This window comes from Prevotella scopos JCM 17725 (assembly GCF_018127785.1).
Lineage (GTDB): Bacteria > Bacteroidota > Bacteroidia > Bacteroidales > Bacteroidaceae > Prevotella > Prevotella scopos.
The window spans coordinates 232,855-258,614 of record NZ_CP072390.1; the positions used below are offsets into that span (position 1 = coordinate 232,855).

At 41.7% G+C, this 25,760-nt stretch carries 19 protein-coding genes and 1 pseudogene; 6 read left to right on the plus strand and 14 right to left on the minus strand.

The window, feature by feature from the left end; all coding sequences use genetic code 11:
* The first annotated feature begins 4 nt into the window (after nt 1-4).
* A complete protein-coding gene (gene hemN, locus J4856_RS06285) occupies nt 5-1,369 on the plus strand; it encodes an oxygen-independent coproporphyrinogen III oxidase (RefSeq protein ID WP_065367629.1) in 1,365 nt (454 codons plus the stop codon).
* Between the two features lie 64 nt (nt 1,370-1,433).
* Nucleotides 1,434-2,801, plus strand: coding sequence for a protoporphyrinogen oxidase (hemG, locus tag J4856_RS06290; RefSeq protein ID WP_025836790.1), 1,368 nt, complete (start codon nt 1,434-1,436; stop codon nt 2,799-2,801).
* A gap of 243 nt (nt 2,802-3,044) precedes the next feature.
* Here hemG and rpsT read toward each other — a convergent pair whose 3' ends face one another.
* Entirely contained in the window at nt 3,045-3,299 is a 255-nt protein-coding gene (rpsT, locus tag J4856_RS06295) for a 30S ribosomal protein S20 (RefSeq protein WP_025836792.1), read from the minus strand.
* Between the two features lie 210 nt (nt 3,300-3,509).
* On the opposite strand from rpsT, the gene recO reads away from it, so the two are divergent.
* Complete coding sequence (recO, locus tag J4856_RS06300; RefSeq protein ID WP_025836794.1) at nt 3,510-4,235, plus strand: DNA repair protein RecO; 726 nt, start codon at nt 3,510-3,512, stop codon at nt 4,233-4,235.
* A gap of 258 nt (nt 4,236-4,493) precedes the next feature.
* The gene (locus J4856_RS06305) at nt 4,494-5,540 is read left to right on the plus strand and encodes a YeiH family protein (RefSeq protein WP_025836796.1); all 1,047 of its coding nucleotides are present in this window, start codon (nt 4,494-4,496) and stop codon (nt 5,538-5,540) included.
* Nucleotides 5,541-5,956: 416 nt separating this feature from the next.
* Here J4856_RS06305 and ftsZ read toward each other — a convergent pair whose 3' ends face one another.
* From ftsZ to mraZ, 13 genes and pseudogenes are all read right to left on the minus strand, one after another.
* On the minus strand, nt 5,957-7,285 hold the full coding sequence (gene ftsZ, locus J4856_RS06310) for a cell division protein FtsZ (protein WP_025836800.1): 1,329 nt from the start codon (nt 7,283-7,285) through the stop codon (nt 5,957-5,959).
* Between the two features lie 59 nt (nt 7,286-7,344).
* A complete protein-coding gene (gene ftsA, locus J4856_RS06315) occupies nt 7,345-8,796 on the minus strand; it encodes a cell division protein FtsA (protein WP_025836802.1) in 1,452 nt (483 codons plus the stop codon).
* 51 nt (nt 8,797-8,847) lie between these two features.
* Nucleotides 8,848-9,786 (minus strand): cell division protein FtsQ/DivIB, encoded by a 939-nt coding sequence (locus J4856_RS06320; protein WP_025836805.1) that lies wholly within the window; start codon nt 9,784-9,786, stop codon nt 8,848-8,850.
* Between the two features lie 27 nt (nt 9,787-9,813).
* Complete coding sequence (gene murC / locus J4856_RS06325) at nt 9,814-11,190, minus strand: UDP-N-acetylmuramate--L-alanine ligase (RefSeq protein ID WP_065367628.1); 1,377 nt, start codon at nt 11,188-11,190, stop codon at nt 9,814-9,816.
* An 89-nt stretch (nt 11,191-11,279) separates the two neighbouring features.
* Nucleotides 11,280-12,385 (minus strand): annotated as a pseudogene (gene murG, locus J4856_RS06330) (undecaprenyldiphospho-muramoylpentapeptide beta-N-acetylglucosaminyltransferase).
* 85 nt (nt 12,386-12,470) lie between these two features.
* Nucleotides 12,471-13,760 (minus strand): FtsW/RodA/SpoVE family cell cycle protein, encoded by a 1,290-nt coding sequence (locus tag J4856_RS06335; protein WP_065367627.1) that lies wholly within the window; start codon nt 13,758-13,760, stop codon nt 12,471-12,473.
* A gap of 81 nt (nt 13,761-13,841) precedes the next feature.
* On the minus strand, nt 13,842-15,173 hold the full coding sequence (murD, locus tag J4856_RS06340; RefSeq protein WP_025836808.1) for a UDP-N-acetylmuramoyl-L-alanine--D-glutamate ligase: 1,332 nt from the start codon (nt 15,171-15,173) through the stop codon (nt 13,842-13,844).
* A 181-nt stretch (nt 15,174-15,354) separates the two neighbouring features.
* A complete protein-coding gene (locus tag J4856_RS06345; protein ID WP_025836810.1) occupies nt 15,355-16,626 on the minus strand; it encodes a phospho-N-acetylmuramoyl-pentapeptide-transferase in 1,272 nt (423 codons plus the stop codon).
* A 60-nt stretch (nt 16,627-16,686) separates the two neighbouring features.
* Nucleotides 16,687-18,144, minus strand: coding sequence for a UDP-N-acetylmuramoyl-L-alanyl-D-glutamate--2,6-diaminopimelate ligase (locus J4856_RS06350; protein WP_025836812.1), 1,458 nt, complete (start codon nt 18,142-18,144; stop codon nt 16,687-16,689).
* A gap of 65 nt (nt 18,145-18,209) precedes the next feature.
* The gene (locus J4856_RS06355) at nt 18,210-20,369 is read right to left on the minus strand and encodes a penicillin-binding protein (protein ID WP_065367626.1); all 2,160 of its coding nucleotides are present in this window, start codon (nt 20,367-20,369) and stop codon (nt 18,210-18,212) included.
* A gap of 3 nt (nt 20,370-20,372) precedes the next feature.
* The gene (locus J4856_RS06360) at nt 20,373-20,966 is read right to left on the minus strand and encodes an FtsL-like putative cell division protein (RefSeq protein ID WP_025836814.1); all 594 of its coding nucleotides are present in this window, start codon (nt 20,964-20,966) and stop codon (nt 20,373-20,375) included.
* Nucleotides 20,959-21,903: a 16S rRNA (cytosine(1402)-N(4))-methyltransferase RsmH gene (gene rsmH / locus J4856_RS06365; RefSeq protein WP_025836817.1), complete on the minus strand. Its 945-nt coding sequence runs from the start codon at nt 21,901-21,903 to the stop codon at nt 20,959-20,961. Before rsmH ends, J4856_RS06360 begins: the two co-directional genes overlap by 8 nt.
* Nucleotides 21,904-21,926: 23 nt before the next feature.
* Nucleotides 21,927-22,412: a division/cell wall cluster transcriptional repressor MraZ gene (gene mraZ, locus J4856_RS06370; RefSeq protein WP_025836819.1), complete on the minus strand. Its 486-nt coding sequence runs from the start codon at nt 22,410-22,412 to the stop codon at nt 21,927-21,929.
* 1,011 nt (nt 22,413-23,423) lie between these two features.
* Here mraZ and glsA point away from each other — a divergent pair.
* Together glsA and glsB are read left to right on the plus strand one after the other, a co-directional pair.
* On the plus strand, nt 23,424-24,251 hold the full coding sequence (gene glsA, locus J4856_RS06375) for a lyso-glycine lipid O-acyltransferase GlsA (protein ID WP_025836821.1): 828 nt from the start codon (nt 23,424-23,426) through the stop codon (nt 24,249-24,251).
* An 82-nt stretch (nt 24,252-24,333) separates the two neighbouring features.
* Complete coding sequence (glsB, locus tag J4856_RS06380; protein WP_025836824.1) at nt 24,334-25,332, plus strand: glycine N(alpha)-acyltransferase GlsB; 999 nt, start codon at nt 24,334-24,336, stop codon at nt 25,330-25,332.
* The last annotated feature ends 428 nt before the right edge of the window (nt 25,333-25,760 follow it).

Genomic DNA, 25,760 nt, shown 5'->3' on the forward strand with positions numbered 1-25,760 from the left:
ACGAATGAAACAAGAACTGATTGATAAATACAATAAATCTGTACCTCGTTATACAAGTTATCCACCTGCTAATTTCTTCCGACCTTTTGATGGTGAAGAGTATCTGAAAGATGTTGATGAAAGTAACGAGGCAAGTGAGAAGAACTTATCTTTTTATTTTCACATGCCCTTCTGTCGCCGTCTTTGTCACTATTGTGGTTGTAACTCTTACCCAATGGCCAAAGAGGGTCGTATTGAGGAGTATGTAAATGCATTGCATAAGGAGATAGACCTTGTTGCAAAGCATTTAGATAAGCGCAGGCGTATATCACAGATTCACTATAGTGGTGGAAGCCCTACAGCCATGCCTGTGCGTGTTCTGAAAGAATTGAATGAGCACCTGCTCTCGCTATTCCCTTTGATTGAAAAGCCCGAGATTGCCATAGAGTGTCATCCGGGTTATCTGACAGCAAGGGATTGGCAGGGCTTATTGGATGCACGATTCAATCGTTTCAGTCTGGGTGTACAAGACTTTAATGAGGAGGTGTTGAGACTTGTCAATCGCACTCCTTCTGAGTTACCCACTGAAGAGATTGTGGCTATTCTGCGTGGTGCAAGAGTCAGTATTAATATGGATTTCCTCTTTGGCTTACCCCTTCAGACATCGAGAAGCTTTCAACAGACGATAGAACACGCTGTAACCATTCGTCCTGACCGCATTACAACGTTCAGTTATGGACACTGCCCATGGATATTTAAGCGGCAAATGATTCTTGAAAAGGCGGGACTTCCGAGTACGGAGGAGAAGGCTTTGATGTTCCAAAAGGCTAAAGATGTATTACATGAGGCTGGCTATCATAGTATCGGTTTGGACCATTTTGTCCTTCCGAATGACGAACTTCTTGAAGCGCTTCGGTCACATCGCTTACATCGTAACTTCCAAGGTTATTGCACACGACGTACAACCGGACAGGTATATGCTTTTGGTGTGACGGGCATTAGTCAGTTGGAGGGTGCGTATGCACAGAACACAAAGTCGATAGATAAGTATATTTCGGAGATTTCAGCCGGTACATTACCCATACGGAAGGGTTATCAGTTAACGCCTAACGAGCGGATTGCCCGTGAAGTGATTGAGCGTCTGATGTGTAACTATCATCTTGATTGGACGCATCTGGCAGAAGATTTATCAGTGTCAGTAAGCGAGGTTAAGGGAGCAATCAACTTTGACTTGGAACGGCTAAAGGAGATGGAACGTGATGGTATTCTTCGTTTGACAGAAAATACCTTGGAGATGACAGGGGAGGGTAACCCCTTTGTACGTACGGTAGCCGCTACGCTCGACCCTATGATGGTTGCTACAGATAAGAAATTCTCAAAACCTATATAAAAGTATCGCTCTATAGCTTTTGTCATTGAAGAGTTAGTAGGGATTGCTTAAGAATATAACAATTATGGAACAACAAAGAAAAATAGTTGTCATTGGTGCTGGTCTCACTGGTCTCACTTGTGCTGCACTTCTGCGTCATAAAGGTATGGATGTCGTGGTTTTAGAAGCTGCCAATCGTATTGGTGGACTCATGCAAACGGAGGAAGTTGATGGTTTCGTCATGGAGCAAGGTCCGAGTACAGGTACGATTAAGTATCCAGAAGTAGCTGAACTCTTCGATATGTTAGGCAATAGCTGTACATTGGAGGTGGCACGTTCTTCTGCAAAGTGTCGTTTGATATGGAAGGACGGACGCTTTCATGCACTCCCTTCTGGACTTTGGTCTGCTATCACAACTCCTCTCTTCACACTGAAAGATAAGTTCTGCATCCTTGGCGAGCCATGGCGTAAGAAGGGAATAGATCCTAACGAGAGTGTGGGAAGCCTTGCTGAACGACGCTTGGGACGGTCATTCGTTGATTATGCAGTTGACCCTTTCCTCTCTGGTGTGTATGCTGGTGATCCTTATCAACTACCAACTCGCCTTGCTTTGCCTAAACTCTACGACTTAGAACAGCGTTATGGAAGTTTTATTAAAGGGGCTGTGGCACTTGCAAAGCAACCAAAGACGGACAGGGAAAAGCGTGCAACAAAGGCTGTCTTCTCTACTCGTGGAGGTTTCCGTAGTCTTGTTTCTGCATTAGGGAGAGTTATAGGTGATGAGAGAATCCGAACGAATTGCAAAGAATTAAGTATAGAACCATTAGGAGATAAGTGGAAACTCTCTTGGGGTAAGAATACTATAATAGCTGAACAGGTTGTTACAACTTGTCCTGCCTATGCCTTACCTAAGTTGTTGAGCTTCTTATCTAAGGCTCAACTTGACGACTTAAGCAATCTTTATTATGCTCCAGTGATTGAGATTGGGGTGGGAATGAAGAATACGGGGGATGTACATTGGAATGCCTTTGGTGGATTAGTACCGTCTAAGGAAAAGCAGAATGTGTTGGGAATCCTTATGCCTTCCGCCTGTTTCGATGGTCGTGCGCCAGAAGAAGGAGCAAATTATGCCTTCTTTATTGGTGGAGAACGCCATCCGGAATATCTTAATAAGACGGATGAAGAACTGATAGAATTGGTTCATAGGTCCCTTCATACGATGTTGGGATATCCCAAAGGTACCCGGGCTGACGTCATTCGTATTTACAGACACAGACATGCTATTCCGCAATATATGTCCGAAACGGATGCTCGTCTTCGTACTATTGATGCCGTAGAACTTGCTTATCCCGGTTTACATATCATTGGTAATTTGAAAGATGGTATCGGTATGGGCGACAGAATCAAGCAGGCTGTGGATATGGCAGAGAAGATTTGTCTAACGGTATCGTAAATACAAGCTATCTTACACGAATAGGTTTAGTATCAATTTGCTGTCACTTTTAACAATTTGTTGACTCCTCTGTAAACCAATAAGTTAAGTCTTACAATGGGTGACAGCAGTGACAGCAAATTGATTTTATCCTAATTGCCTAAGCAAAGGCACAACGTCAAACAAGTATATAATATACAAAAAGCCATAACCCTCTTGGATTATGGCTCTATTATTCTTTTCAGCTATGACTGAAAGTATTCTTTATCCCAAAGAAGCTACGTGCTTGCAAAGAGCTGATTTCAAGTTAGCTGCTTTGTTCTGGTGGATAATGTTGGTCTTAGCCAACTTGTCCAACATCTTCTGTACAACAGGGTAGAGCTTTACAGCCTCTTCTTTGTCTGTCATGTTACGCAACTTGCGAACAGCGTTACGCATTGTCTTTGCATAATATCTGTTGTGCAAGGTTCTAACCTTGTCCTGACGGATTCTCTTCAATGATGATTTGTGATTTGCCATCTTTGTTTCTTCTTTTATTTTTATTTGTAGTCCCTAGCAGAGTCGAACTGCTCTTTAGAGAATGAAAATCTCTCGTCCTAACCGATAGACGAAGGGACCATAGTTGGTTTTGCGGGTGCAAAGGTAGCCTATTTATTTTAATCAGCCAAACTTTTTGCTAATAAATTTCTGTAAGAGGCTGTATTTTTGTATTTTTGCATTGATTTTTATATGATTCTGAAGTCAAAAGCAATTGTATTGCGTTCTCTGAAGTTCGGTGATTCATCGCTAATAATTGATATGTTTACCGAGTTAGAGGGACGTATTTCTTTTATAACGCGCATACCTAAGACAGCGAAGGGGAAGATTAAGAAGCAGTATTTTCAACCACTGACCTTGCTTGATCTTGAATTTGACTTTCGTCCGCGAACTTCTTTGCAGCGAATAAAAGATGTACGTATCCTCTGTCCTTACGGATCCATACCCTTTGATCCTGTGAAATCGACAATCCTTCTCTTCCTTTCTGAATTTCTTTATTATGTTACTCGTGGGGAGCAACAGAATGCTCACCTATTTAATTATGTTAAAGCGAGTATGGAATGGCTAGATGAAGCTGAGCAAGGATATGCTAACTTTCATCTTGTCTTTATGATGCGATTAAGCCGGTTCGTTGGTTTCTTTCCCAATCTTGATGCCTTTCAAGAAGATGCTTGCTTTGACCTGCGCAATGCAACCTTTACAAGTCATGTGCCACTGCATTCGGATTACCTGTTACCTTTAGATGCTGCGCAGATAAACAAGCTGATTCGTATGGACTATGAGAATATGCACCTCTTTCGTCTTTCTCGTCATGATCGTAACCGAATCTCTGACATCGTATTGCATTATTATCGAATCCATGTACCTGATATGCCTGAACTGAAAAGCTTTCATGTGTTGCGTGAGCTGTTTAGTTAATGAGCTTTATGATGATTGTTAGGCGTTTAATACTGCTCTTAAAGTAACCGTATATTATACTTATAGATAGTCTTTATCGAATTATTTTCATGAAAAAAAATATTTATCTTCATGAAAAGAAATATTTATCTTCATGAAAATAATTTCTTTTTTTCATGATAATAATTCACGATTGGTATTTTGTTGCTTGTTTTTTTATTACTTTTGTGGACTTGAAGCATGAAAATTCAAACTTAACCTATTATATAATATAAGTCTATGAAGTTAACAGAACAGCGCAGTAGTATGCTTCATGGTGTACTGCTAATTACTTTGTTTGCCTGTGCAGCGTTCTATATCGGTGATATGGGATGGGTGAAAGCACTTTCGTTGAGTCCGATGGTTGTTGGTATTATCTTGGGTATGCTTTATGCCAACAGTCTGCGCAATAATCTTCCAGAGTCTTGGGTACCCGGTATTGCCTTCTGTGGAAAACGTGTTTTGCGCTTTGGTATTATTCTTTATGGTTTTCGTTTGACCTTTCAAGACGTGGTGGCTGTGGGTTTCCCTGCTATAATCGTGGATGCAATTATCGTATGTGGAACGATTCTCTTGGGTGTTTTAGTTGGCAGACTCTTGAAGATGGACCGCAGTATAGCTCTTTTGGCAGCTTGTGGTAGTGGTATCTGTGGAGCTGCAGCGGTGTTAGGTGTCGACGGAGCTATTCGTCCGAAGCCTTATAAGACAGCTGTGGCAGTAGCGACGGTGGTTATCTTCGGAACACTATCTATGTTCCTGTATCCTATTCTTTATCGTGCAGGTGTCTTTGATTTATCACCTGATGCAATGGGAATCTTTGCTGGTTCTACGATTCATGAGGTGGCTCATGTTGTTGGCGCTGGTAATGCGATGGGTGCTGCTGTGAGCAATTCAGCGATTATTGTTAAGATGATTCGTGTAATGATGTTGGTACCTGTGTTGTTGGTGATAGCTTTCTTTGTTGCAAAGAATGTTACAGAGCGAGACGGAGATACTGGGGGTAGTAGTAAGATAAACATCCCTTGGTTTGCTATCCTCTTCCTTGTCGTCATCGGATTCAACTCCTTGAACTTACTTCCTAAAGGAGTTGTAGAGTTTATTAATACCTTTGATACCTTCCTCCTTACAATGGCAATGTCAGCCTTAGGTGCAGAGACGAGTATCGATAAGTTTAAGAAAGCAGGCTTTAAGCCTTTCCTTTTAGCTGCAATTCTATGGTGCTGGCTAATTGGTGGAGGTTATTGCTTGGCAAAGTATTTGGTGCCTATGTTAGGTGTTGGGTGTTAAGTGCTGGGTGTTAGGTGTTGAATTTTGGGTGATGATGATGTATAAATGTTGGCTTGGGTGTTGGGTGTTGAATGTTAGGTGTTGATAAAGTGCGCATTCGAGGGAACATGTTTGCGTTTGGGTGTTGATAAAGTGCGCATCTGAGGGAACATGTTTTGGTTAGATGTTGAATGATATATAGGAGAAGACTTACGATCTCCTACAAATGTGCGAAGGCTTAGCACATTATGTGCGGACGCCTAACACATGTGGTGCGGAGGCTGAATAAGAACGCATATAAGGGTAAGGTGGCTTATAGAAAGGCTGCCTTTCCCTCAAAGGAAGGGCTTATTCTTCTTATAATGAAGAAGGTTGATGAATCAAAAAAGGCTGAACTTCTTTCGGAGTCCAGCCTTTTCTTATTTTTGATATAACTATTATACGAAGCTAATAACGCCTTCAACAGCGCCTTCGTTGCTTTCGTTTTCTTCATTATCTTGCTCAGGATTACTGATGCGCTTGATGTCTTTAATCATCTGTTTAGTACGCTTATAGGTTGGTGTGTTCTCTACAGCAAGGATAACATCCTCGTTGTCGAGTTCATCCGCAGTAAAGCGATAGATGTGTGGACGATGCTTGTATTGTGAGCTGTTGTTGTCCTTATAGAAACGATCACGACGGTCACGACGCTCTGCAGCCTTCTCCTCTTCCTCTGCCTGACGTGCTGCATCCTCTTGTGTCTGCTTCTTGATATGGCTACCCATACCGTCAACATCCTCAATACCGAAGCCCGTTGCAAGGATAGTAACCTTAACCTTCTTGTCGAGTTCAGGGTCAATAGCAAGTCCCCATTTCAACTCGAAGTCTGCGCTGAAGTGGTTCATGAACTCTGTCACATCGCCCATTTCCTCCATTGTCAGACCAGGGTTGTCCTTGTCGTCGGTGTTGAAGTTGATAGAGAGCAGAATCTTCTTTGACTTATAGACATCGTTGTCGTTGAGCAGTGGTGAGTTGAGTGCGTCCTCAATAGCCTGCTTCACACGACCTTCACCCTCACCATAGCCAGTTGACATGATAGCTACGCCACCATCTTTGAGGACTGTCTTAACATCGTTGAAGTCGAGGTTCATAATACCATGAACGGTGATAATCTCTGCAATACTCTTAGCAGCCACGCTCAGTGTGTCGTCAGCCTTGCGAAAACCATTGAGCAAACTCAGTTCAGGATAAATCTCGCGGAGACGTTCGTTGTTGATAACGAGCAGCGCATCGACGTGTTTTGCCATCTCTTCAACGCCATCCAACGCCTGATCTATCTTCTTAGCTCCCTCGAAACGGAATGGAATGGTAACGATACCCACGGTGAGAATGCCCAATTCCTTGCTGACACGTGCGATGACAGGTGCTGCACCAGTACCCGTACCACCACCCATACCAGCGGTGATAAATGCCATCTTCGTACCATCGTTGAGCATACGCTTGATATCCTCGCTGGTCTCTTCTGCAGCCTGACGTGCACGTTCAGGACGGTTTCCAGCACCTAATCCTTCTTTACCCAATTGCAGATGAACAGGAACAGGAGAGTCGTTGAGTGCTTGTGCATCCGTGTTGCAGAGTACGAAGGTCACATCGTGGATACCCTCTTTGTACATGTGGTTTACGGCGTTTCCACCACCACCACCGACACCAATAACTTTGATGATGCTATCAGCAACATCGCCATCACCGAAGTCTAATATATCCATTTTATTATTGTTGTCTGCCATAACAGTTAGTTGTCTATGTTAATTTCTATGTTTCTTTTTATGCGCAAAATGATGGATGATTATTCTTCATCTTCAGAAATTATTGTTTTTCCAAAATCTTTGAGTTTACGTGAGAACTTGTTCCATAAACTATTACGACGTTTCTCCTCTTCACGTTCGCGCTCTCTTGCTTCCTCTTCTTCACGCTGTTTGCGCTCCTCTTCTTCACGCTTACGACGTTCAGCTTCAGCTTTCTTCTTCTCTTCAGGTGTTGGAACAATGCCTTGTCCCTGTCTTGTGTTTGACGTAGGAGTATAAGGTTGCTCGATAGGCGTAGCTACGGCAATATCATCATTGTTGAAGAGGTTATTCTGGGCAGGGTTGTATACTGGACCAGCACAATTCATATCACCTTTAGCCAGCAAGCCGAGGATAGTGTTCATTTCGCCATTCTTTGCAGTGATATCAGCATTGCTAGAAGAGATAGTGTGTGTAACAAAGTCTGCCTTGCGAATCTTGTCGATATGTGTGGTATTACGAATACAGCGTTCAATGTTCTTCAGGTTCATGCCGCCACCTGTGAGAATGATTCCACCAAGAAGTTTATCGGCATAATCAGATGGTACCTGATACCATACATTTTCAACAATCTCATTAATACGTGCCTCAACGATTTCAATGAACTTACGACTGTCAACGGTGCGTTCTGCATCAATAGAGTACTTCATTGTATTATCGATGTCGTTGTTCTCTGTGAATGCAGAGCCATATTTGAGTTTCATCGCCTCTGCATCCTTCTCTTCCATCTGCAAACTAGCAATATCTTTTGTAATATTGTTACCACCCAATGGGATGACAGCCAAGTGACGGAGGACATTCTTGTAATATACAGAGACGGTCGTAGTATCAGCACCGAAGTCAACTAATACACAACCACCACGCTTTTCAGCTTCGCTCAATACGGCATCAGCCAAAGCCAATGGTGCAAGGTACATCTCAGCTATAGCGATACCAGACTTCTCAAAGCAGTTGTTGAGGTTCTCATAAAAAGCCTTACGCCATAAAATGTTGAGGAAGTTGCCCTCAAGACGAGAAGCTTTGATACCTACAGGGTCAAGAGAGAATTGGTTGTCAACCTTATATTCTTGTGTGATAGCATCTAGAATCTCCAGATCTGGGTAAGTCATATTGCGGTTGGCATCCATTAACTCATTAATCATCTCTGAGGTAATGATGGTATCAGTAGGTAAATCCTTTACGATAACGTTGCGAACGCTACGTATAGACTGTCCTCCAACGCCTACATAGACTTGAGCAATCTCAAACTTCAGTTGTTTCCTTAGTTTGTTGATGATACTCGTGAGGCACTGTCCAGTCTTATCGATGTTATAAACTACACCCTTGCGAATACACTGTGTGGCGTCTTCCTTTACAACGGATAGCACGGTGATACTGCCGTCAAGATTCTTTTTGCCAGCGATTCCCGTAATCTTTGATGAGCCTAATTCAATGGCTACTATGAACTCTGCCATATTCGTTAAGTATTATGTTCCTTATTTTTTATTCTCTAAATTGATTCTTGCTTATTCAGTAAGCCCTGCTGTGGCATCTTCTTGATGTTTAACTTCCTTTCGGGCTTTTTCTCTTTCCTCCTCCTCTGTGCGTTGTATTTCTTCTGCTTGTTCTGACTTTGGTTGTTTCAGCAGTGCTTCTTCCTCTGCCTTTTCAGTTTTTTCATCGCGTTTCCTACAGATGATTTGGTTATCGAATTCTAGGTCGATGTAAGAGTATTTGTTCCATCCAGCTTGTGAAAGACCATATCGATAGAATTTCTCTAAGCGTGATAACTTCTTTGTCACGAAGATGTTGATATCATGTTTCCGCTTCCATGGTCCATTATTCCTTGGAAGATAACCCATGAAGATAATCTGATTACCAATGCGAGGAACAAGTTCAATACCTCTGTCTGGTAAGACGTTAATCTGTTCTATTTGGTTCAGCCATAGCGGTGATGCGCTGATAGCCTTAGCCAGCGGAGCAATGTAAAGGCGTGCGAAGTTGTTGTCTATATTGCCTGTTGCGATGATTAAATCACTCGTATATTTCGAGTTAGGGAGTATGCCTCCGTTGTCATCAAGATAGTAGTCAGCTCCGTTATTACTCTTGATGCGGATAATCGGCATTCGTTGAGTAATATAGATGTTGATATGCCCATCTTTTGTTTTGTAACACTCAGCGGTATTGACAAATGGTCCCACTTTAAGTGCCTCCTCAATTTTACGAGGATTGATATCAGAAATCTTTTTATTGAGAGGGTAGAGATGAGCTTTCTTTAAGATCTGTTTGATTTCGGTTGCAGTAAGGAAGCCTGCATTATTAGAATCAGATATATTGATGTTCACTTGGGTGCATAACAATTTACTCTCATCTGGCTTGTTCCAAGAGGTAACAGCTATGATGAGATAAATAGCCAGCACGATATCCAGCGCAGTGATAATTATCTTTTTCCACTTAATGTGCATATCTTCTTCTTTTCGCTTTCTTACTGCTTATTTTTTATTAAGTATCTTAGCAATCTCTGGTACGTAGTTATCGAGGTTCCCAGCACCCAGTACGACAAGTACATCAAAGTCTCTTGATTTAACAAAGTCGAGTACATCGTCCTTTTTAATCATCTGCTTCTCAACGTCCGCATGGAGGTTGTCGTAGATGAGTGAACTTGTTACGCCAGGGATAGGCTCCTCACGGGCAGGATAAATCTCTGTTAACACCACCTCATCAAAATGACTTAGTGCATCAGCGAACTCTTTGTAGAAGTCGCGTGTTCGTGTGTAGAGGTGTGGTTGGAAGATTGCTGTAACCTTTCTGTCTGCATAGAGTTCTTTAAGACTCTTTGCACTCTGCAGAATCTCTTTAGGATGATGTGCATAGTCAGAGAGGAATACATGACGATCGTTTTTAATCTTGAAGTCGAAACGGCGGTCAACACCTTTGTAGGTCTTCATGCCATTGCGAAGCTCTTCTGCCGTGCAGCCATTAAGTTGTGCCATAGCCATCGCCGAGATTCCGTTCTCAATGTTGATAGGGATAGGTTGTCCAAGCTCCACATCCTTAATGTTTTCGATAGGAGAAATGAAATCGAAGATAATCGTTCCGTTTTCAATACGTACATTCTCTGCATGGAAGTCACCTTCATCACGGCTATACTCGTAGATGCTAACACCCTCCTGTACGTTAGGCTTCATCTCAAGACCTTTACGAATAATGAGTGCGCCACCCGGTTTAATGAGTTCTGTATAGTGACGGAAACTCTCAAGGTATGCCTCTTTGGTACCATAGATATCCAAATGATCAGGGTCAGTAGAGGTGATAACGCTCATCCAAGGACGCAACCAGTGGAAAGAACGATCAAACTCATCAGCTTCAATCACAACATAGTCGCTGTGGTCAGAAAGGATGTAGTTTGTGCCATAGTTCTTAGAGATACCTCCAAGGAAAGCATTACAATCTAAATGGCTCTGATGCATAAGATGTGCGCACATAGTGGAAGTTGTTGTTTTTCCGTGTGTTCCTGCGAAGCAAAGACCCTTATGTGTGCGGGTGAGTGTACCGAGAACTTGTGCACGTTTCTGAATCTCAAATCCATTCTCTTTGAAATAAACCAGTTCTGCATGGTCAGAAGGGATCGCAGGGGTATAGACAACTAGTGTAGAGGATGGCTCTTTACATGCGTCAGGAATAAGTTGAACATTCTCCTCATAGTGAATATCCATTCCTTCTTTCTCCAATGTATGAGTAAGTTCAGATAGTGTCTTATCGTAACCTGCTACTATCAATCCTTTATGGAGAAAATAGCGAGCAATAGCACTCATCCCGATGCCACCTGCACCTACGAAGTAAACTGATTTAATATCTTTGAGTTCCATGTGTTATATATTCTTTTCTTTCTATATATTTGCGAGCAGACTTCCGTTCTTCTGCTGTTATCTTGACTTCATCTTGTTGTAAGGAGGACTTAAGCTCTGATGAGTTTAATAACCTCATCGGCAATGATTTCAGCAGAATTCTTCAGTCCCATCTTCTTTACATTCTCGCTTAAACTCTCCAGTTTCTTGTCATTATTGATAGTTTCAAGGGCAAGTTTTATCAAAGTGCCAGGAGCGTCAACATCCTTTACGCAGAGTGCAGCATCCTTGTTGACAAGAGCCATAGCGTTCTTCGTCTGATGGTCTTCGGCCACATTAGGACTTGGTACCAAGATGACCGGTTTACCAATAAGCTGGAATTCACTGATTGAACTTGCACCTGCACGACTGATAACGAGGTCAGCTGCCTTATAAGCTGCTCCCATATCGCTGATAAAGTCCATTATCTTTAAGGTTGGAAGTTCCTTCCCTTTCATGGAATCCAAAATCTGTTGATGATAGAATTTACCTGTCTGCCAAATGAATTGAACATCAGAATCTTTAATCAGGTCGAGGTGTTCTATGACAGAGCGATTGATAGTTCTTGCTCCAAGACTACCACCGACGAGAAGAATTGTCCTCCTGTTAGGATCCAAACCGAAGCTCTCACGTGCCGCTTCAATAGAGAGTGGGGTAGAAAGTACGTTCTGGCGAACAGGGTTACCCGTCATGATAATCTTGTCAGCTGGGAAGAAACGTTCCATACCTTCGTAAGCAACGCAAATCTTCTTCACACGCTTTGATAAGAGTTTATTAGTGACACCAGCATAAGAATTCTGCTCCTGGATAAGACATGGGATCCCCATCTTCGCACACTCATAGAGCGTTGCACCACTGGCATAACCACCGACACCCACAGCAACCTGTGGTTTGAAGTCTTTAATTATCTGGCGTGCCATACGAAGACTCTTCCAGAGTTTATAAAGGACTTCTATATTTTTAATTTATTAGCACGGTCGAAACCTTTGATAGGTAGGCCTTTTATCTCATAACCAGCAGCTGGTACACGTTGCATTTCCATACGTCCGTCAGCACCAACAAAGAGAATCTTTGCTTCTGGGTGCTTTGCTTTGATGGCATTGGCTATTGATACTGCAGGGAAGATGTGTCCTCCCGTACCGCCACCACTGATGATAATTCTTAATTCCTTGTCCATTTGCATCTTCTTTATAACCTACAAAGGTAATCATTTTTTTTGTCTTCTTTCAACTTTCAGCTTCCTTTTTGTTCTTGTCTGTAAATTAGACTGTTACGTGTGAAAGTTTCTCCGAAGGTATCTTGTCTTCTTTCTTTTTCTTAGCCGAACGACTTACGCTGAGTATTACGCCTATATAGATGCAATTGATGATGGTTGAGGTGCCACCCTTACTGATAAGAGGTAGAGGCTGTCCTGTAACAGGAGCCAAGCCAACGGCTACTAACATATTGAACAGAGCCTGTGTAACCAATAGGAAGGCAATGCCCATAGCAAGGAATGCAGGGAAGGAGTTCTCGCACCGATTAGCTATGATTCCTGTTCTGAAAAGAAGGATGATGTATAGAAGTGCCACAAAGATGGCTCCTTCGATGCCCCCTTCTTCAATGATAATCGCATAGATAAAGTCAGAGAAGGCTTGCGACAGGAAGTCTCGTTCGTTAGAGTTACCTGGTCCTTTACCGAAGACATCTGATGAAGCAATGGCAATGTTAGCATGTGCCACCTGTGCATCTTTATCCAAGTCGTAGTCCTTCGGAGCTACGTATTCGTTGTTGAAGAATTTTTTGATTCGCGCCTTCCATGTGTCAGCACGGTGTAGTGTTTTACCGATGAACCCTGGTGACTCTTCTTCCTGTTGTACAGACACGGTTTGTTCTGTAAGTTTTTGTTTGGCGGTTAGCTCATCTTCTGCTTTCTTGTCATCACCCACCAACATAACTGCGGATAAGGCTAAAACAACACCCAAGACAATGCAGCCTACCAAACGCCCTAATTGGTTCAGTGGAACTCTACCAACAAACATCATCAAAATAACCGTCAGCCCGATGAGCATGGCTGTGGAAAGGTTCTCAAATAGAATTAATATAATCATAATTCCTGAAAGAATCAGGATGTATTTGAAAGCTTTTCGGTCTGCTCCATGTTCTGTTTGCATCGCACTCAGTATTTGAGCAATTGCTAAAACCAATGCTCCTTTTCCTAACTCAGAAGGTTGGAACTGAATACCTGCAAAACTTATCCATCGGCTTGCTCCATTTGTACTCTGTCCTGCCACAAGTACCCAAATAAGCATTAAAAATGACATTCCAAGGATGATTGGCGTGACAAGTTTGAAGTATCGGCATTTAATGTTCAGTACAACGACCATCAAAGCTATTCCTACAATAAGGATGCTACAATGGTAGATGATAGGACTCCAATAGTTTCCTCCATTGTATGACAGTGAACTTGAGGCCGAATATACCTCAACGATACTGATGATACATAGGAAGAAAAAGATCATCCATATTACCTTGTCGCCTTTGAATATGTTGCTGAGAGATTTATTCTTCATTGTTTCTTTTTTACTTATTGGCTTTATTTGCCCAATTGGGCTAATAAGCCTTATTGGACTCGTTGGTCCATTATTCTTTTCCTATAAAGCCCTTACATAGCTCTTGAATTGCTCACCACGATCTTCCATATTTTTGAAGAGATCAAAGCTAGCGCAACATGGACTTAATAGAACTGTATCCCCTGGCTTTGCCATTTCAGCACAAGCTGCAACACAATCCTTCATAGAGTGAGTGTCGCGAACTGGGATGCCTAGGTTGTCGAAGTTATCATGGAGTTTCTTGTTGTCAGCTCCTAGATAAACAATACCCCTACACTTCTTTTTCACGAGGTCTTTAATGCAATTGTAGTCATTACCCTTGTCTTTACCTCCGATGATGAGAATGGTTGGAGTACGCATACTTTCCAACGCATACCAGCAGGCGTCCACATTCGTGGCTTTTGAGTCGTTGATGTATTGTACACCAGCAACTTTACATACCTTCTCAAGTCTGTGTTCAACACCAGGGAAGTCGCTTAGACTCTTGCGGATATTTTCTTTCTTAATACCGCTGATGTTTGAGGCAATACCAGCTGCCAAGGAGTTGTAGATATTATGACGACCTGTCAGTGAGAGGTCTTCCTGCTCCATGTTGAATGGTTCAGGTTGTTCTATCGTGTACTCTCCTTCTTCTATGTAGCCAATACTGCCTTTCTCCTTCAGTTCGGAGAATGGATAGCATACAGCATGTACGTCAAACTTCTCAAGTTCTTTCTTGATGACAGGGTCATCATTCCAATAGATGAAACTATCGTCCTTCGTTTGATTTTGAATGATACGCATCTTTGCATCTGCGTAGTTCTCAAACTTAAAGTCATAGCGATCCAAATGGTCAGGAGTGATATTGAGAAGGATGGCAATGTTGGCACGGAAGTCATACATGTTATCCAATTGAAAACTACTGAGTTCAATGATATAATACTCATGTGGATCCTCTGCTACTTGTAGGGCAAGACTGTTTCCTATATTTCCAGCTAATCCAGCATCGTAACCTGCGTCTTTGAAGATATGATAGATGAGACTCGTTGTGGTTGTTTTACCATTACTACCAGTGATACATATCATCTTGGAATGGGTATATCGACCAGCGAATTCAATTTCACTGATGATATGCGTTCCCTGTGCAATGAGTTTCTGAACCATTGGTGCTTCTTTTGGAATACCAGGACTCTTGATAACTTCGTCAGCATTAAGAATCTTCTCCTCTGTATGCTGACCTTCTTCCCATTCAATACCACGTTCATCAAGCATCTTCTTATACTTGTCCTTAATGGCTGACATGTCTGATACAAAAACATCAAAGCCTTCTTTTTTTGCCAATACGGCCGCACCAGCACCACTCTCGCCAGCTCCAAGTATTACTATTCTTTTCATATCTTTTTTTCTTTCCTAACTCTTGTTTGTAAAATGTTCTAGGCTATTGAACCATTTTCATTTATCTTGCCTGTGGACCACCATTCTAGTAGGTAATGCCTCAACTGAATTGTGCTCATCATGAACACCAATGGTGTATATGTCCCGCACGCTTAGTGTTAAGCCCCCGCACGATTATTGTTTATCTTATCTTTAGCGTGATGATAGTCATTGCTGCGAGGATGATGGTCACGATGATGAATCGTAAGGTAATCTTACTCTCATGCACTGCGCTATGTGGCTTCTTCAACAGGTACTTACATTCAGGGTCAAGTTGATTATCCTGTGTACGGAAGTTATCGTGTATTGGTGTTCGCTTGAAGATGCGCTGCTTAACACCTTTACGCTTTCCTAACTTATAATACCACACCTGAACGATAACGCTTAAGCTCTCAACAAAGAATACGCCACAGAGGATAGGAAGCATCAACTCTTTGTGAATAATGATAGCACCTACTGCAATGATACCTCCGATAGTAAGACTTCCCGTGTCGCCCATGAACACTTGTGCAGGATAAGCATTGTACCAGAGGAAGCCTATCAATGCTCCAATGAAAGCCATGAAGAACACAACTAACTCTTCCGAACCTGGTATGTACATAATGTTAAGATAGGCTGCGTATTGTATATGGCTACTTACATATGCCAATATACCCAAGACGACACCTATAATAGCGGAATTGCCAGCACACATACCATCCATTCCATCGTTTAGGTTAGCACCATTCGATACAGCCGTAACAACGAAGATTGTCATAAGAACAAACAGAATCCAGCCACCAGCAGTCTTGTACTTACCCAAGAAGCCTACAAGCTCAGAATAATCAAGATTATGTGATTTAACAAAAGGTATTGTCGTCTTCAATGTCTTTTCAGCTTTAGCCTCATGTTTGATGACAACCTCTTGCCCGTTCTTGTTTGCTACTTCAAGATTCATATTGGCTTTAACGTCAGGCGAAGCCCAAAGAACAATTCCTACGATAAGACCAATGGTAACTTGTCCGATAATCTTGTATTTACCTTTCAGTCCTTCCTTGTCATGTCTGAAAATCTTAATGAAGTCATCCATTCCACCAAGGAATCCAAGCCAAATGGTTGTTACAATCATTAGCAGCAGGTAAATGTTACGTAATCTGCCTAACAAGACGACAGGAATCAAGAGGGCTATAATGATGATGATACCACCCATTGATGGTACACCAACCTTCTTGACACCGAATGGGTCAATCTCTGCATCACGCTGTACCTCTGTGATTTGTTTTTTCTTGAGGTATTTGATAAATCTCTCTCCAAACCAAGCCGAGATAATCAGTGCCAATATCATTGCTAAGATAGAACGGAAACTGATGTAACCCCAAAGGTGGGTTCCGCTGATGCCGAATTGATCAAGCCAACGGAAGATATAGTATAACATGTTTTTTCGTTTTTATATTGTTCTTACTATGGAGATTATGTGTCTATTTGTTATATCGTTTTACTTTATACCAAAGATTTCACGAATCACCTCATGGTCATCGAAGTGATGTTTTACACCATTTATCTCTTGGTAATTTTCATGTCCTTTACCAGCAACAAGGATTACGTCACCCTTCTGCGCCATCATGATTGCAGTGCGTATGGCTTCTTTGCGATCTGTAATTGTGAGAACCTTCTTACGCTGTGTCGTGTCGAGTCCTGCAAGCATATCGTCTATGATGGCCTGTGGCTCTTCATCTCGGGGGTTGTCACTTGTAAGGATGACAGTGTCACTTTGTTTAACAGCTTCCTGTGCCATCAAAGGACGCTTTCCCTTGTCGCGATGTCCGCCAGCACCACAAACAGTGATGACACGACCACCCTTATTGTCCAGTACGTCGTGAATAGCATTGAGAACATTCTCTAATGCGTCAGGTGTATGGGCATAATCAACGATGGCTGTATAACCTTCTGGCGACTGGATTGGCTCTAATCGTCCGTTGACACTCTTCAGTGTACTCATTGCTATCAGAATATCTTCAGGCTTCTTACCTAACATGATGGCAGCACCATATACTGCTAGCAGATTGCTCACATTGAACTTACCAATAAACTGTACACCAACCTCTTTGCCATCAATCTCAAGATACATTCCTTCAAAGTGGCACTCCAAGATCTTTGCGCGGAAATCAGCCATGCGCTTGATAGAGTAGGTCTTGATGGTTGCCTTTGTATTTTGAACCATGAACATACCATTCTTGTCATCGAGGTTGGTGATGGCAAAAGCCTGCTTAGTCAGGCCATCGAAGAACATCTTTTTAGCATTACGATAGTTCTCGAAGGTTTTGTGATAGTCGAGGTGGTCACGTGTAAGATTAGTAAAGATAGCACCGGCAAACTCTAATCCACCAATACGATGCTGATGGATGGCATGGCTAGAGCATTCCATAAAGGCATAATCGCAGCCAGCTTTTACCATATCGGCAAGGAGTTTATTAAGCTCTATTGGATCTGGAGTTGTATGGCTAGCAGGCACTTCCTCGTCATTAATATAGTTGCAAACAGTAGAGAGTAAGCCTACTTTATGGCCAAACTCACGAAACATTCTATATAATAAGGTGGCAACAGTTGTTTTACCATTTGTTCCCGTTACACCAACAAGCTTTAGTTTGCGTGATGGTTCGCCATAGAACATTGTGGCAACCTCTCCAGCTTCTTCTTCAGTAGATGCTACCTGAACGTATGTTACCTTATCATTAAGTGCCTCTGGCATATCTTCTAATAAAATCGCTACAGCGCCAGATTCAATTGCTTTATTGATGAACTTATGTCCATCTACCTGTGTTCCTTTCATTGCGATGAACAGATGACCACTTTCAATCTTGCGACTATCAATGTTCACATCCTTGATTTCAACGTCTAAGTTGCCTTGGCAAGCAATAGTCTTGACGTTTTTAAGTAATTCGCTTAACTTCATATCCTCGTTTTATTCTTTTTCTTTATTGATGTATTAGAGAGTTTATATATATCAAAAGTGAAGGATTATCCGAATCGGAGTTCACACTTCATTCCTTTCTTAATCTTTTCGCCTGGTGCAACGCTCTGTTGTATGACACGTCCTCTGCCTATGAGTATTACTTTGATACCATGCTTCTCCATTAAGTAAACAGCGTCACGTGCTCCCATTCCGTGGACATCAGGTACAATGTTTGCTTTTGGTACTTGTTCTTTTTGGAAAGTTATCGACTTTCCTTTCTCTAACGTCCTTCCCCATACAGGGTTGCCGAAAGGATAGGCACCATTCCATCCATTTGTAATATTGAAGCCGAGTGCATTAAGCACATAGTCTGTAGCAAGTAGGTTACCCGTCTTTGCGCTGGGGATAGTATTGGATGAAGAATCACGTGCATCCGTTACGTTCAGCTTCAGACTCTGAGCCATGATACCTTCTGCAATGTGATGGAATACAACACCACTCATACCACCTCCTGACGCTGGTAAACCGGTCTTCTGTATGCAAACAATACAAGAGTAACGTGGCTTGTCTGCAGGGAAGAAGCCTGCAAAGCTAAGGAGATAGTTCGTTCCTCCACTCTTATAGCCCAAAGCTCCTTTTGACATCTGTGCAGTACCCGTCTTTCCCGCTACAAGGAACTTGTCAGAACCAGCCTTCTTGCCAAGTCCTTCAGATACCACCTCGGTCAGAATACGTGTGATTTCCTTTATGGTACTCTCTTTAGCAATGCGCTCCTTGATAACCTGTGGAGGATTGTTATAGATGACTTTTCCATTCTTGATTATCTGCTTCACAAAGCGTGGACGCATCATCTTACCTCCATTGGCGATGGCATTATAGAAAGCGAGGGTTGATATCGGCGGTATCTGTGTTTCGTAACCAATACTCATCCATGGGAGAGCTGTAGCACTCCAGTTCACATATTGTCCGCGACTATTCTTACGTGGCATACGTATCTTTGCAGGTGAATAGCCAACGATAGGGATGCGTAAGTCAGCTGCAAGCCCCAAATCGTATATTCCCTGTACAAATTTCTCAGGGTTATTATGATAATGAATGTCAATGATGCGGCTGACACCAATATTTGAACTGTACTTTAAAGTCCATGGTAGCGTTAAGGTACCATATCCACCACGTGTCCAGTTATGGTCCTTCATGTCTCGCCCATACATGTTCCATACGCCACTACTTGTTTGAACCGTGTACATTGTGTCAACGACTCCATCATCGAGGGCAGTCATGATTGAAGCAGTCTTGAAGACAGAACCTGGTTCTAATAAGTCGCTTACAGCATGATTCTTCACCTCTCTATATTCACCATCACTACATTTGTCTAAGTTGACAATGGCCTTCACATCGCCTGTAGCAACTTCCATCACGATGGCAACACCGACGTTACCATTGACATTAGGGTCTTTCAGTTCGTCTAAGAGGGCACGTTCGGCTAAGTCTTGCATACTAACATCGATGGTTGTCACGATGTCGGCACCATCGATAGGCGGTGTGTCTGTGATATCCAAGAACTTGTTACGTACCTTACGACGGTGTATAATACCATTTGTACCACGAAGGATTGAGTCGTAAGATAGCTCGAGTCCACAACGTGCAGTATCCTTTGCACCGAACATATCGCCAATCGTACGTTGAGCCAGTGACCCGAATGGGCGGCGGCGTGCATTAAACTCATCCCAGTGGAATCCACTTTTATATTTAGAAAGGTGGAAAATAGGAAGACTCTGTATTTCCTTGAATGTGTTATAGTCAATACGATCGTTCCATATAGCCCAGTGCTTACTTCCCTTATGATAACCTTCCATCAGATGCTGTTTGAAATATGCTGCTGACTTCTCTGGAAAGATGTTGTTTAAGCCTTTGCTGATATAGTTGATGCTATCAATAAAAGCGGTGTCATTCCCTGCTTCCTTGAGAGCATTGAAGTCCATATATACTTTAAATTCGGGTAATGAGCTTGCCATGAGTTGCCCGTTACAACTAAGAATGTTACCTCTGGTTGGTTTTACAGTGACACTATCCTTCTTTTGAGAAGCGGCAACTTCCAACCAGTAAGCTCTACCTGCAGTCATGGTATAGATAGTCTTACCAATGACAGCTACAGCAATAATCGACATGATAATTGCTATAACACTGTAACGGGGCATTATTTTACTATTATCAAACTTACTCATATCCTATTTCTCGGGTATATCTATAATATAAGGTGGACGATCTGACATCTTTAGTACACTGTCTTTTCTTGTTTTCAATATTTCAAGAATATGGCTCTCACGTGTCTTCTCGGTGAGTTGACTGCTACTTGATAGTGCACGATATTTGGCGTCTTCCAATTCTTTATTTAGCTTATCTATTTCAATGAGGTACTTCTGTACGCTGTACCTGTTTGATATATAGACGATTGTGAATAATACGATGGTAATAATCAACCAAATATTATGGCGAAAGAAACGCGCAGAGAGAATGTCGCCACCGAGAATCTTTCTTAGAGTGAAGTTGGATGATTGTGGTTGCTCATCTTCGCGGGCTTGTTCCTCGATGGCTGCTTTAATCTTTTCAACTTCTGCCTCTTCTTCTATTCTCTTTTCTTCTTCCTCCGTTAGTGGTGTCGCTGCTTTGTCATTAGCAGTTGGTAGTGGCTTTTCTTCTACCGCCTCAGTCGCTATGAGTTGTTCTGTGACGTTTGTGCTCTCTTCTGTGAAGACAGTCTGCACTTCATTGAGCGCTTGCTCCGTCAGTATTGGAATTTTCTTGTCCTTCTCGTCATTCATTTGCTTTCTTTTCTGCTATTCTTAGTTTTGCACTGCGGCTTCGTGGATTGCGCTCTTGCTCGTCGTTACTTGCGGTGATAACCTTATTGTTGATTAATCGGAACGGTGTTTCTATTCGTCCGAAGAAGTCTTGTTTCATTTTCCCTTCTATATTCCCCGACTTCATTATGTTCTTTACCATTCTATCTTCTAATGAGTGGTAGGTGATAACTGATAATCTTCCGCCAGGACGTAGAAGTTCGGTGGCAGCCATCAGCATCTCTTTAAGAGCGTCCATCTCATGGTTTACTTCGATGCGAAGGGCTTGGAACATCTTTGCCATGTCTTTCTTCTCACGTGTCCGTTGAAAGAAAGGTTCGATGGTTGCCAGTAAATCATTAGTGGTTTTATATGGGTTCTGACCTCTTGTTTTGATGATGGCTGAGGCGATACGGCGCGACTGCTTCAGTTCTCCATAGAGATAGAGTATGTCTGCCAATCGTTCTTCATCGCAGTTGTTGAGAATGTCGGCAGCAGTCATTCCTGCTCGTTTGTTCATTCTCATGTCAAGTGGAGCTTCAAAACGGAAAGAGAAGCCACGTGTCTCGTCATCGAAATGATGGCTACTTACACCAAGGTCAGCAAGTAATCCGTCTATGTATTCTACTCCGTAATATCGCATCCAGTTCTTTAAGTATCTGAAGTTGGAACGAACGAAGGTGAAACGATCTAGTTGTTCGTCGCTTAAGCCCATTCTGTCAATGTTCTGCTCAGCATCAGCATCTTGGTCGAAGCTGTATAGATGACTATTAGCTGGTAAACGAGAAAGAATCTCTCTGCTATGACCTCCCCCACCGAATGTTGCATCCACGTAAACCCCATTGGCATGAAGATTCAAACCCTCGATGCTTTCGTTGAGGAGTACTGGGATGTGGTAACATTCTGCAGTTTTAATCATGTTGTTGATTCTTTTCAAGTTGACTATTTGTTGTTCTCTACTGGGCTTTCAGTTCCAAAAGCATTGTCCATTCCCATGGTTTCTTCCATGGCCTTGCTGAATTCTTCAGCTGACATGAATGGCTCGTTGTTATCATGGTTTGCCCAGATTTCAATGCAGTCATCCATTCCGGTGAACCTGATTTGCTGGTCAATGTTGGCCATTTTGAGATATCGTTTTGGGATGAGAAAACGACCATTACCGTCCAATGTAATCATCTCAACGTCTGTAACGTACTGGCGATAAATCATCTGATCGCGACGACTCCAACGGCTCAATCGTTTGCGAAGAGCATCCATTCTTTGATTCCATACAGATTCTGGGTAGAGGACAAGGCATGGCTCGAAGATGTCTTTGCGCAATACCAACGATTCTTCGCCCGATGCATTGAGCACCTTGCGGAAGACGGCAGGCAGGAAAGCTCTTCCTTTTGCATCTGTTTTTGCCTCGATATTGCCTAAGAATCTCATGTCTATATTTTATAAAGCTGTATTCGGTTTCAAAGTTACGCATTTTTCCCCACATATCCCCACTATGCACCACAATATTTTATTTACGACTTCTTTTTTATCAATATTAACACTTCGAGGGCCATTTGTCTTCTCCTTTAGATGGGTTATAGTGATATTCTTATTTTTTGTTCTTTATTGGGAGGATATATAGGGTTGTCTATGGCTGTGAAATTAATTTACAAATAAATTGTTTGAAATGATTGATTAAAGCTTCAAAAATGCCATTTTTCAATGTGCTTGTAAGTGTTTGTTAGTCAGATGTTTATAAAGGGGTGTGGTAAAAGGTACCAAATTAGGCTCTTGAAGGGCCTTAGTAAGGCTCTAAAAGGGCATGTTTTAGAAGCCTGTTAAGCCTTAATTCAAATGCTATGAAGCGTTAGTAAAATTCTGCGTTTTGAATATTTATTACAAAATGTTGAATGATAGAAGCTTGAATCTCTCTTTTTTATCTCCTTACTTTTGTTATTTTGTTAGTTGTCTTCTGATTGTTTTGGTGAACGAATTTGTTGTTTTTTCGGTTCTATAACGAATCGTGTGGGTAATTCGTTATAGAGCCTAAAAATATTGTCAAAAAACTAAACACAACTTCAAATGACCTTAGTTTTAATACGCTTGACGCACATTAAATCACTACCCTTCCATATACAGTAATGGTGTTAATCCTTCGCACATGTGGTGCATACCATCCGCACCATTAGTGCTAAGCACCAGCACTACATGTGCTAAGCACCCGCACCAAACCGGTGGAGTATCAATACACAACCCACACGATTCGTTATAGAACCTTTTTTCTGAAGTTCATTATACCAAATAGGGTGGGGAGTGTTCATGCTTTTGAGTTTTGTTTTGTGTAGCAGATAGGGTTGTTGACATGATTTTTCTAATTAATCATATATTTTTCGCAAAAAAAAGCGAGCAATTCCAAATCGTTTCGTTATTTTTGCATTTTGTTAGGGGAGAATTGCGTACATGAGCACAGAAATAGATAAGACAATAGACATTGACAAGATTCTTAAGGATAAGATGGGGGCGAAGGCTAAATTCGTTCCTTCTTTTACTATCAAGTGGCTTAAGAAGATACTTCATGAGGATGAAGTAAATCAGTTTCTTTGGGATAGTCGAGGATTGTCAGGAACAGAATGGCTTACGGAGTGTGTGCATTATTTGGACATGACCCTGCAGATTGAGGGACTTGAGAATCTCCCTGATAAAAATGATGGCAAACTCTATACATTTGTCTCCAATCATCCTCTTGGTGGACAAGATGGTGTAGCATTGGGATCTATTATTGGAAAACATTATGATGGTAGGTTTCGCTATTTGGTTAATGACTTGTTGCTCAATCTTCCTGGCTTAAAACCAGTGAGCATTGGTATAAATAAAACAGGAAAACAGTGCCGCGATTTCCCTCGAATGGTTGAGGCTGGATTTAAAAGTGACAATCACATACTTATGTTTCCAGCAGGATTGAACAGTCGGAAAATCAATGGAGAGATTCATGACTTAGAATGGAAGAAGACGTTTATCACAAAGAGCGTAGAATATCAACGTGATGTCGTGCCTATTTTCTTTGGCGGCCGAAATTCAGCTCGTTTCTATCGTATTGCTCATTTTAGTGATAAGTATGTTAAGAAAGTGAATATAGCCATGCTCTTCCTTGTCGATGAAATGTACAAAAATGTTGGGAAAACATTTCGTGTCGCAATAGGTAAACCTATTCCTTGGCAGACGTTTGATAAGAGTCGCACATCGATGGAATGGGCAAAATATGTTGAAGATATTGTTTATGAACTATAGATGTTCTATCTCATCAATGAGAGTGCAACGGAGGAAAACAAGACGTAAAGAATTAGAGAAAGCAAAAGATTAGAAAGAATATATGGAAGAAGAAATCATCCAACCCATAAGCAAGGAACTTCTCAAGAACGAGTTGACTCCTGAACGGATGCTTCGTATGACAAACAAGAGTCACAATGAAATTTATGTTGTGACTGCTAAGACTGCTCCTAATGTGATGAAGGAGATTGGTCGGCTACGTGAAATTGCATTCCGTTCTGCTGGGGGCGGTACGGGCAAATCGATGGATATCGATCAGTTCGACACGATGGAGAATTGTTGTAGGCAGTTGATTGTCTGGAACCCAGAAGCTGAGGAGATTATCGGTGGCTATCGTTATATCTTTGGTAGCGAGTGGGAAATAGATAAGAACGGACAGCCAATGGTTGCAACGAGTCATATGTTCCATTTCTCTGAAAAGTTTATGAAGGAGTACGCTCCTTATACTGTTGAGCTGGGTCGTTCATTTGTGTCATTAGAATATCAGAACGTACGTAAGAATTCTAAGAGTATTTTTGCACTTGATAATCTATGGGATGGATTGGGAGCATTAACGGTACTCTATCCTGAATGTAAATATTTCTTTGGTAAGATGACAATGTATCCATCTTATATTCGTCGTGGAAGGGATATGATTCTTTACTTCTTAAAGAAATATTTCGATGATAAGGATAACCTGATTATCCCGATTAAACCGTTAAAAATAGATACTCCAATCGCTGAATTAGATGCACTTTTTCAAGGTCGTGGATTTAAAGAAGATTATAAGATCCTCAATCATGAGGTCCGTAAGTTGGGATATAACATTCCACCTTTGGTTAATGCCTACATGAATCTTTCTCCAACGATGAAACTCTTTGGTACAGCCATAAACTATGGTTTTGGAGATGTGGAAGAAACAGGAATCCTTATCGCTGTTGATGAAATCTTTGAAGAGAAGCGTATTCGCCATATTGAAAGCTTTGTAGATGAAAACCCTGAGGCGCTGAAGTTTACCAGTGGCGCTAACAATGTTATCTACAAAGAAAAAGAAGAGAAATAAGGTTCATTGGATAAATAACATAAGGAAGGCAGGTAATTGCGTGTTTTACGGATTACCTGCCTTTCTGTACTTCATTGCCTCAATGGAAGATTTTGCAGCTCTACACTTCCCACCAGATGGCAATCCCTTTCCTCTAGCCCCTCCCCAGTAGAGAGTGAAGTGATTACCTATGGTTGATGAGTTTTCAATTATTGCTGTCCGGTAAAAATAAACTGAAAGCTCTGTATCTCTTTACTCATCGGTGTTGCAGCCATTTTACTTATATAGAGGCTTGGTTTTCAGTTTCAAACTGTAAGCATTATAAAATGTGCTTATTTTAACAAGGGAAGCCCTATAATAACCTAATAAATTAATGAAATCATAAGTTTAAGCCTATTTTAACTAACACAGATAACTCCAAAAAGTTTTATCGGACACCAATAGTTTTC

Bases quoted from the DNA above. Each gene is read 5' to 3' on its own strand.
- hemN (WP_065367629.1), top strand. From the start codon at position 5: ATGAAACAAGAACTGATTGATAAATACAATAAATCTGTACCTCGTTAT.
- hemG (WP_025836790.1), top strand. From the start codon at position 1,434: ATGGAACAACAAAGAAAAATAGTTGTCATTGGTGCTGGTCTCACTGGT.
- rpsT (WP_025836792.1), bottom strand. From the start codon at position 3,299: ATGGCAAATCACAAATCATCATTGAAGAGAATCCGTCAGGACAAGGTT.
- recO (WP_025836794.1), top strand. From the start codon at position 3,510: ATGATTCTGAAGTCAAAAGCAATTGTATTGCGTTCTCTGAAGTTCGGT.
- J4856_RS06305 (WP_025836796.1), top strand. From the start codon at position 4,494: ATGAAGTTAACAGAACAGCGCAGTAGTATGCTTCATGGTGTACTGCTA.
- ftsZ (WP_025836800.1), bottom strand. From the start codon at position 7,285: ATGGCAGACAACAATAATAAAATGGATATATTAGACTTCGGTGATGGC.
- ftsA (WP_025836802.1), bottom strand. From the start codon at position 8,796: ATGGCAGAGTTCATAGTAGCCATTGAATTAGGCTCATCAAAGATTACG.
- J4856_RS06320 (WP_025836805.1), bottom strand. From the start codon at position 9,786: ATGCACATTAAGTGGAAAAAGATAATTATCACTGCGCTGGATATCGTG.
- murC (WP_065367628.1), bottom strand. From the start codon at position 11,190: ATGGAACTCAAAGATATTAAATCAGTTTACTTCGTAGGTGCAGGTGGC.
- J4856_RS06335 (WP_065367627.1), bottom strand. From the start codon at position 13,760: ATGAAGAATAAATCTCTCAGCAACATATTCAAAGGCGACAAGGTAATA.
- murD (WP_025836808.1), bottom strand. From the start codon at position 15,173: ATGAAAAGAATAGTAATACTTGGAGCTGGCGAGAGTGGTGCTGGTGCG.
- J4856_RS06345 (WP_025836810.1), bottom strand. From the start codon at position 16,626: ATGTTATACTATATCTTCCGTTGGCTTGATCAATTCGGCATCAGCGGA.
- J4856_RS06350 (WP_025836812.1), bottom strand. From the start codon at position 18,144: ATGAAGTTAAGCGAATTACTTAAAAACGTCAAGACTATTGCTTGCCAA.
- J4856_RS06355 (WP_065367626.1), bottom strand. From the start codon at position 20,369: ATGAGTAAGTTTGATAATAGTAAAATAATGCCCCGTTACAGTGTTATA.
- J4856_RS06360 (WP_025836814.1), bottom strand. From the start codon at position 20,966: ATGAATGACGAGAAGGACAAGAAAATTCCAATACTGACGGAGCAAGCG.
- rsmH (WP_025836817.1), bottom strand. From the start codon at position 21,903: ATGATTAAAACTGCAGAATGTTACCACATCCCAGTACTCCTCAACGAA.
- mraZ (WP_025836819.1), bottom strand. From the start codon at position 22,412: ATGAGATTCTTAGGCAATATCGAGGCAAAAACAGATGCAAAAGGAAGA.
- glsA (WP_025836821.1), top strand. From the start codon at position 23,424: ATGAGCACAGAAATAGATAAGACAATAGACATTGACAAGATTCTTAAG.
- glsB (WP_025836824.1), top strand. From the start codon at position 24,334: ATGGAAGAAGAAATCATCCAACCCATAAGCAAGGAACTTCTCAAGAAC.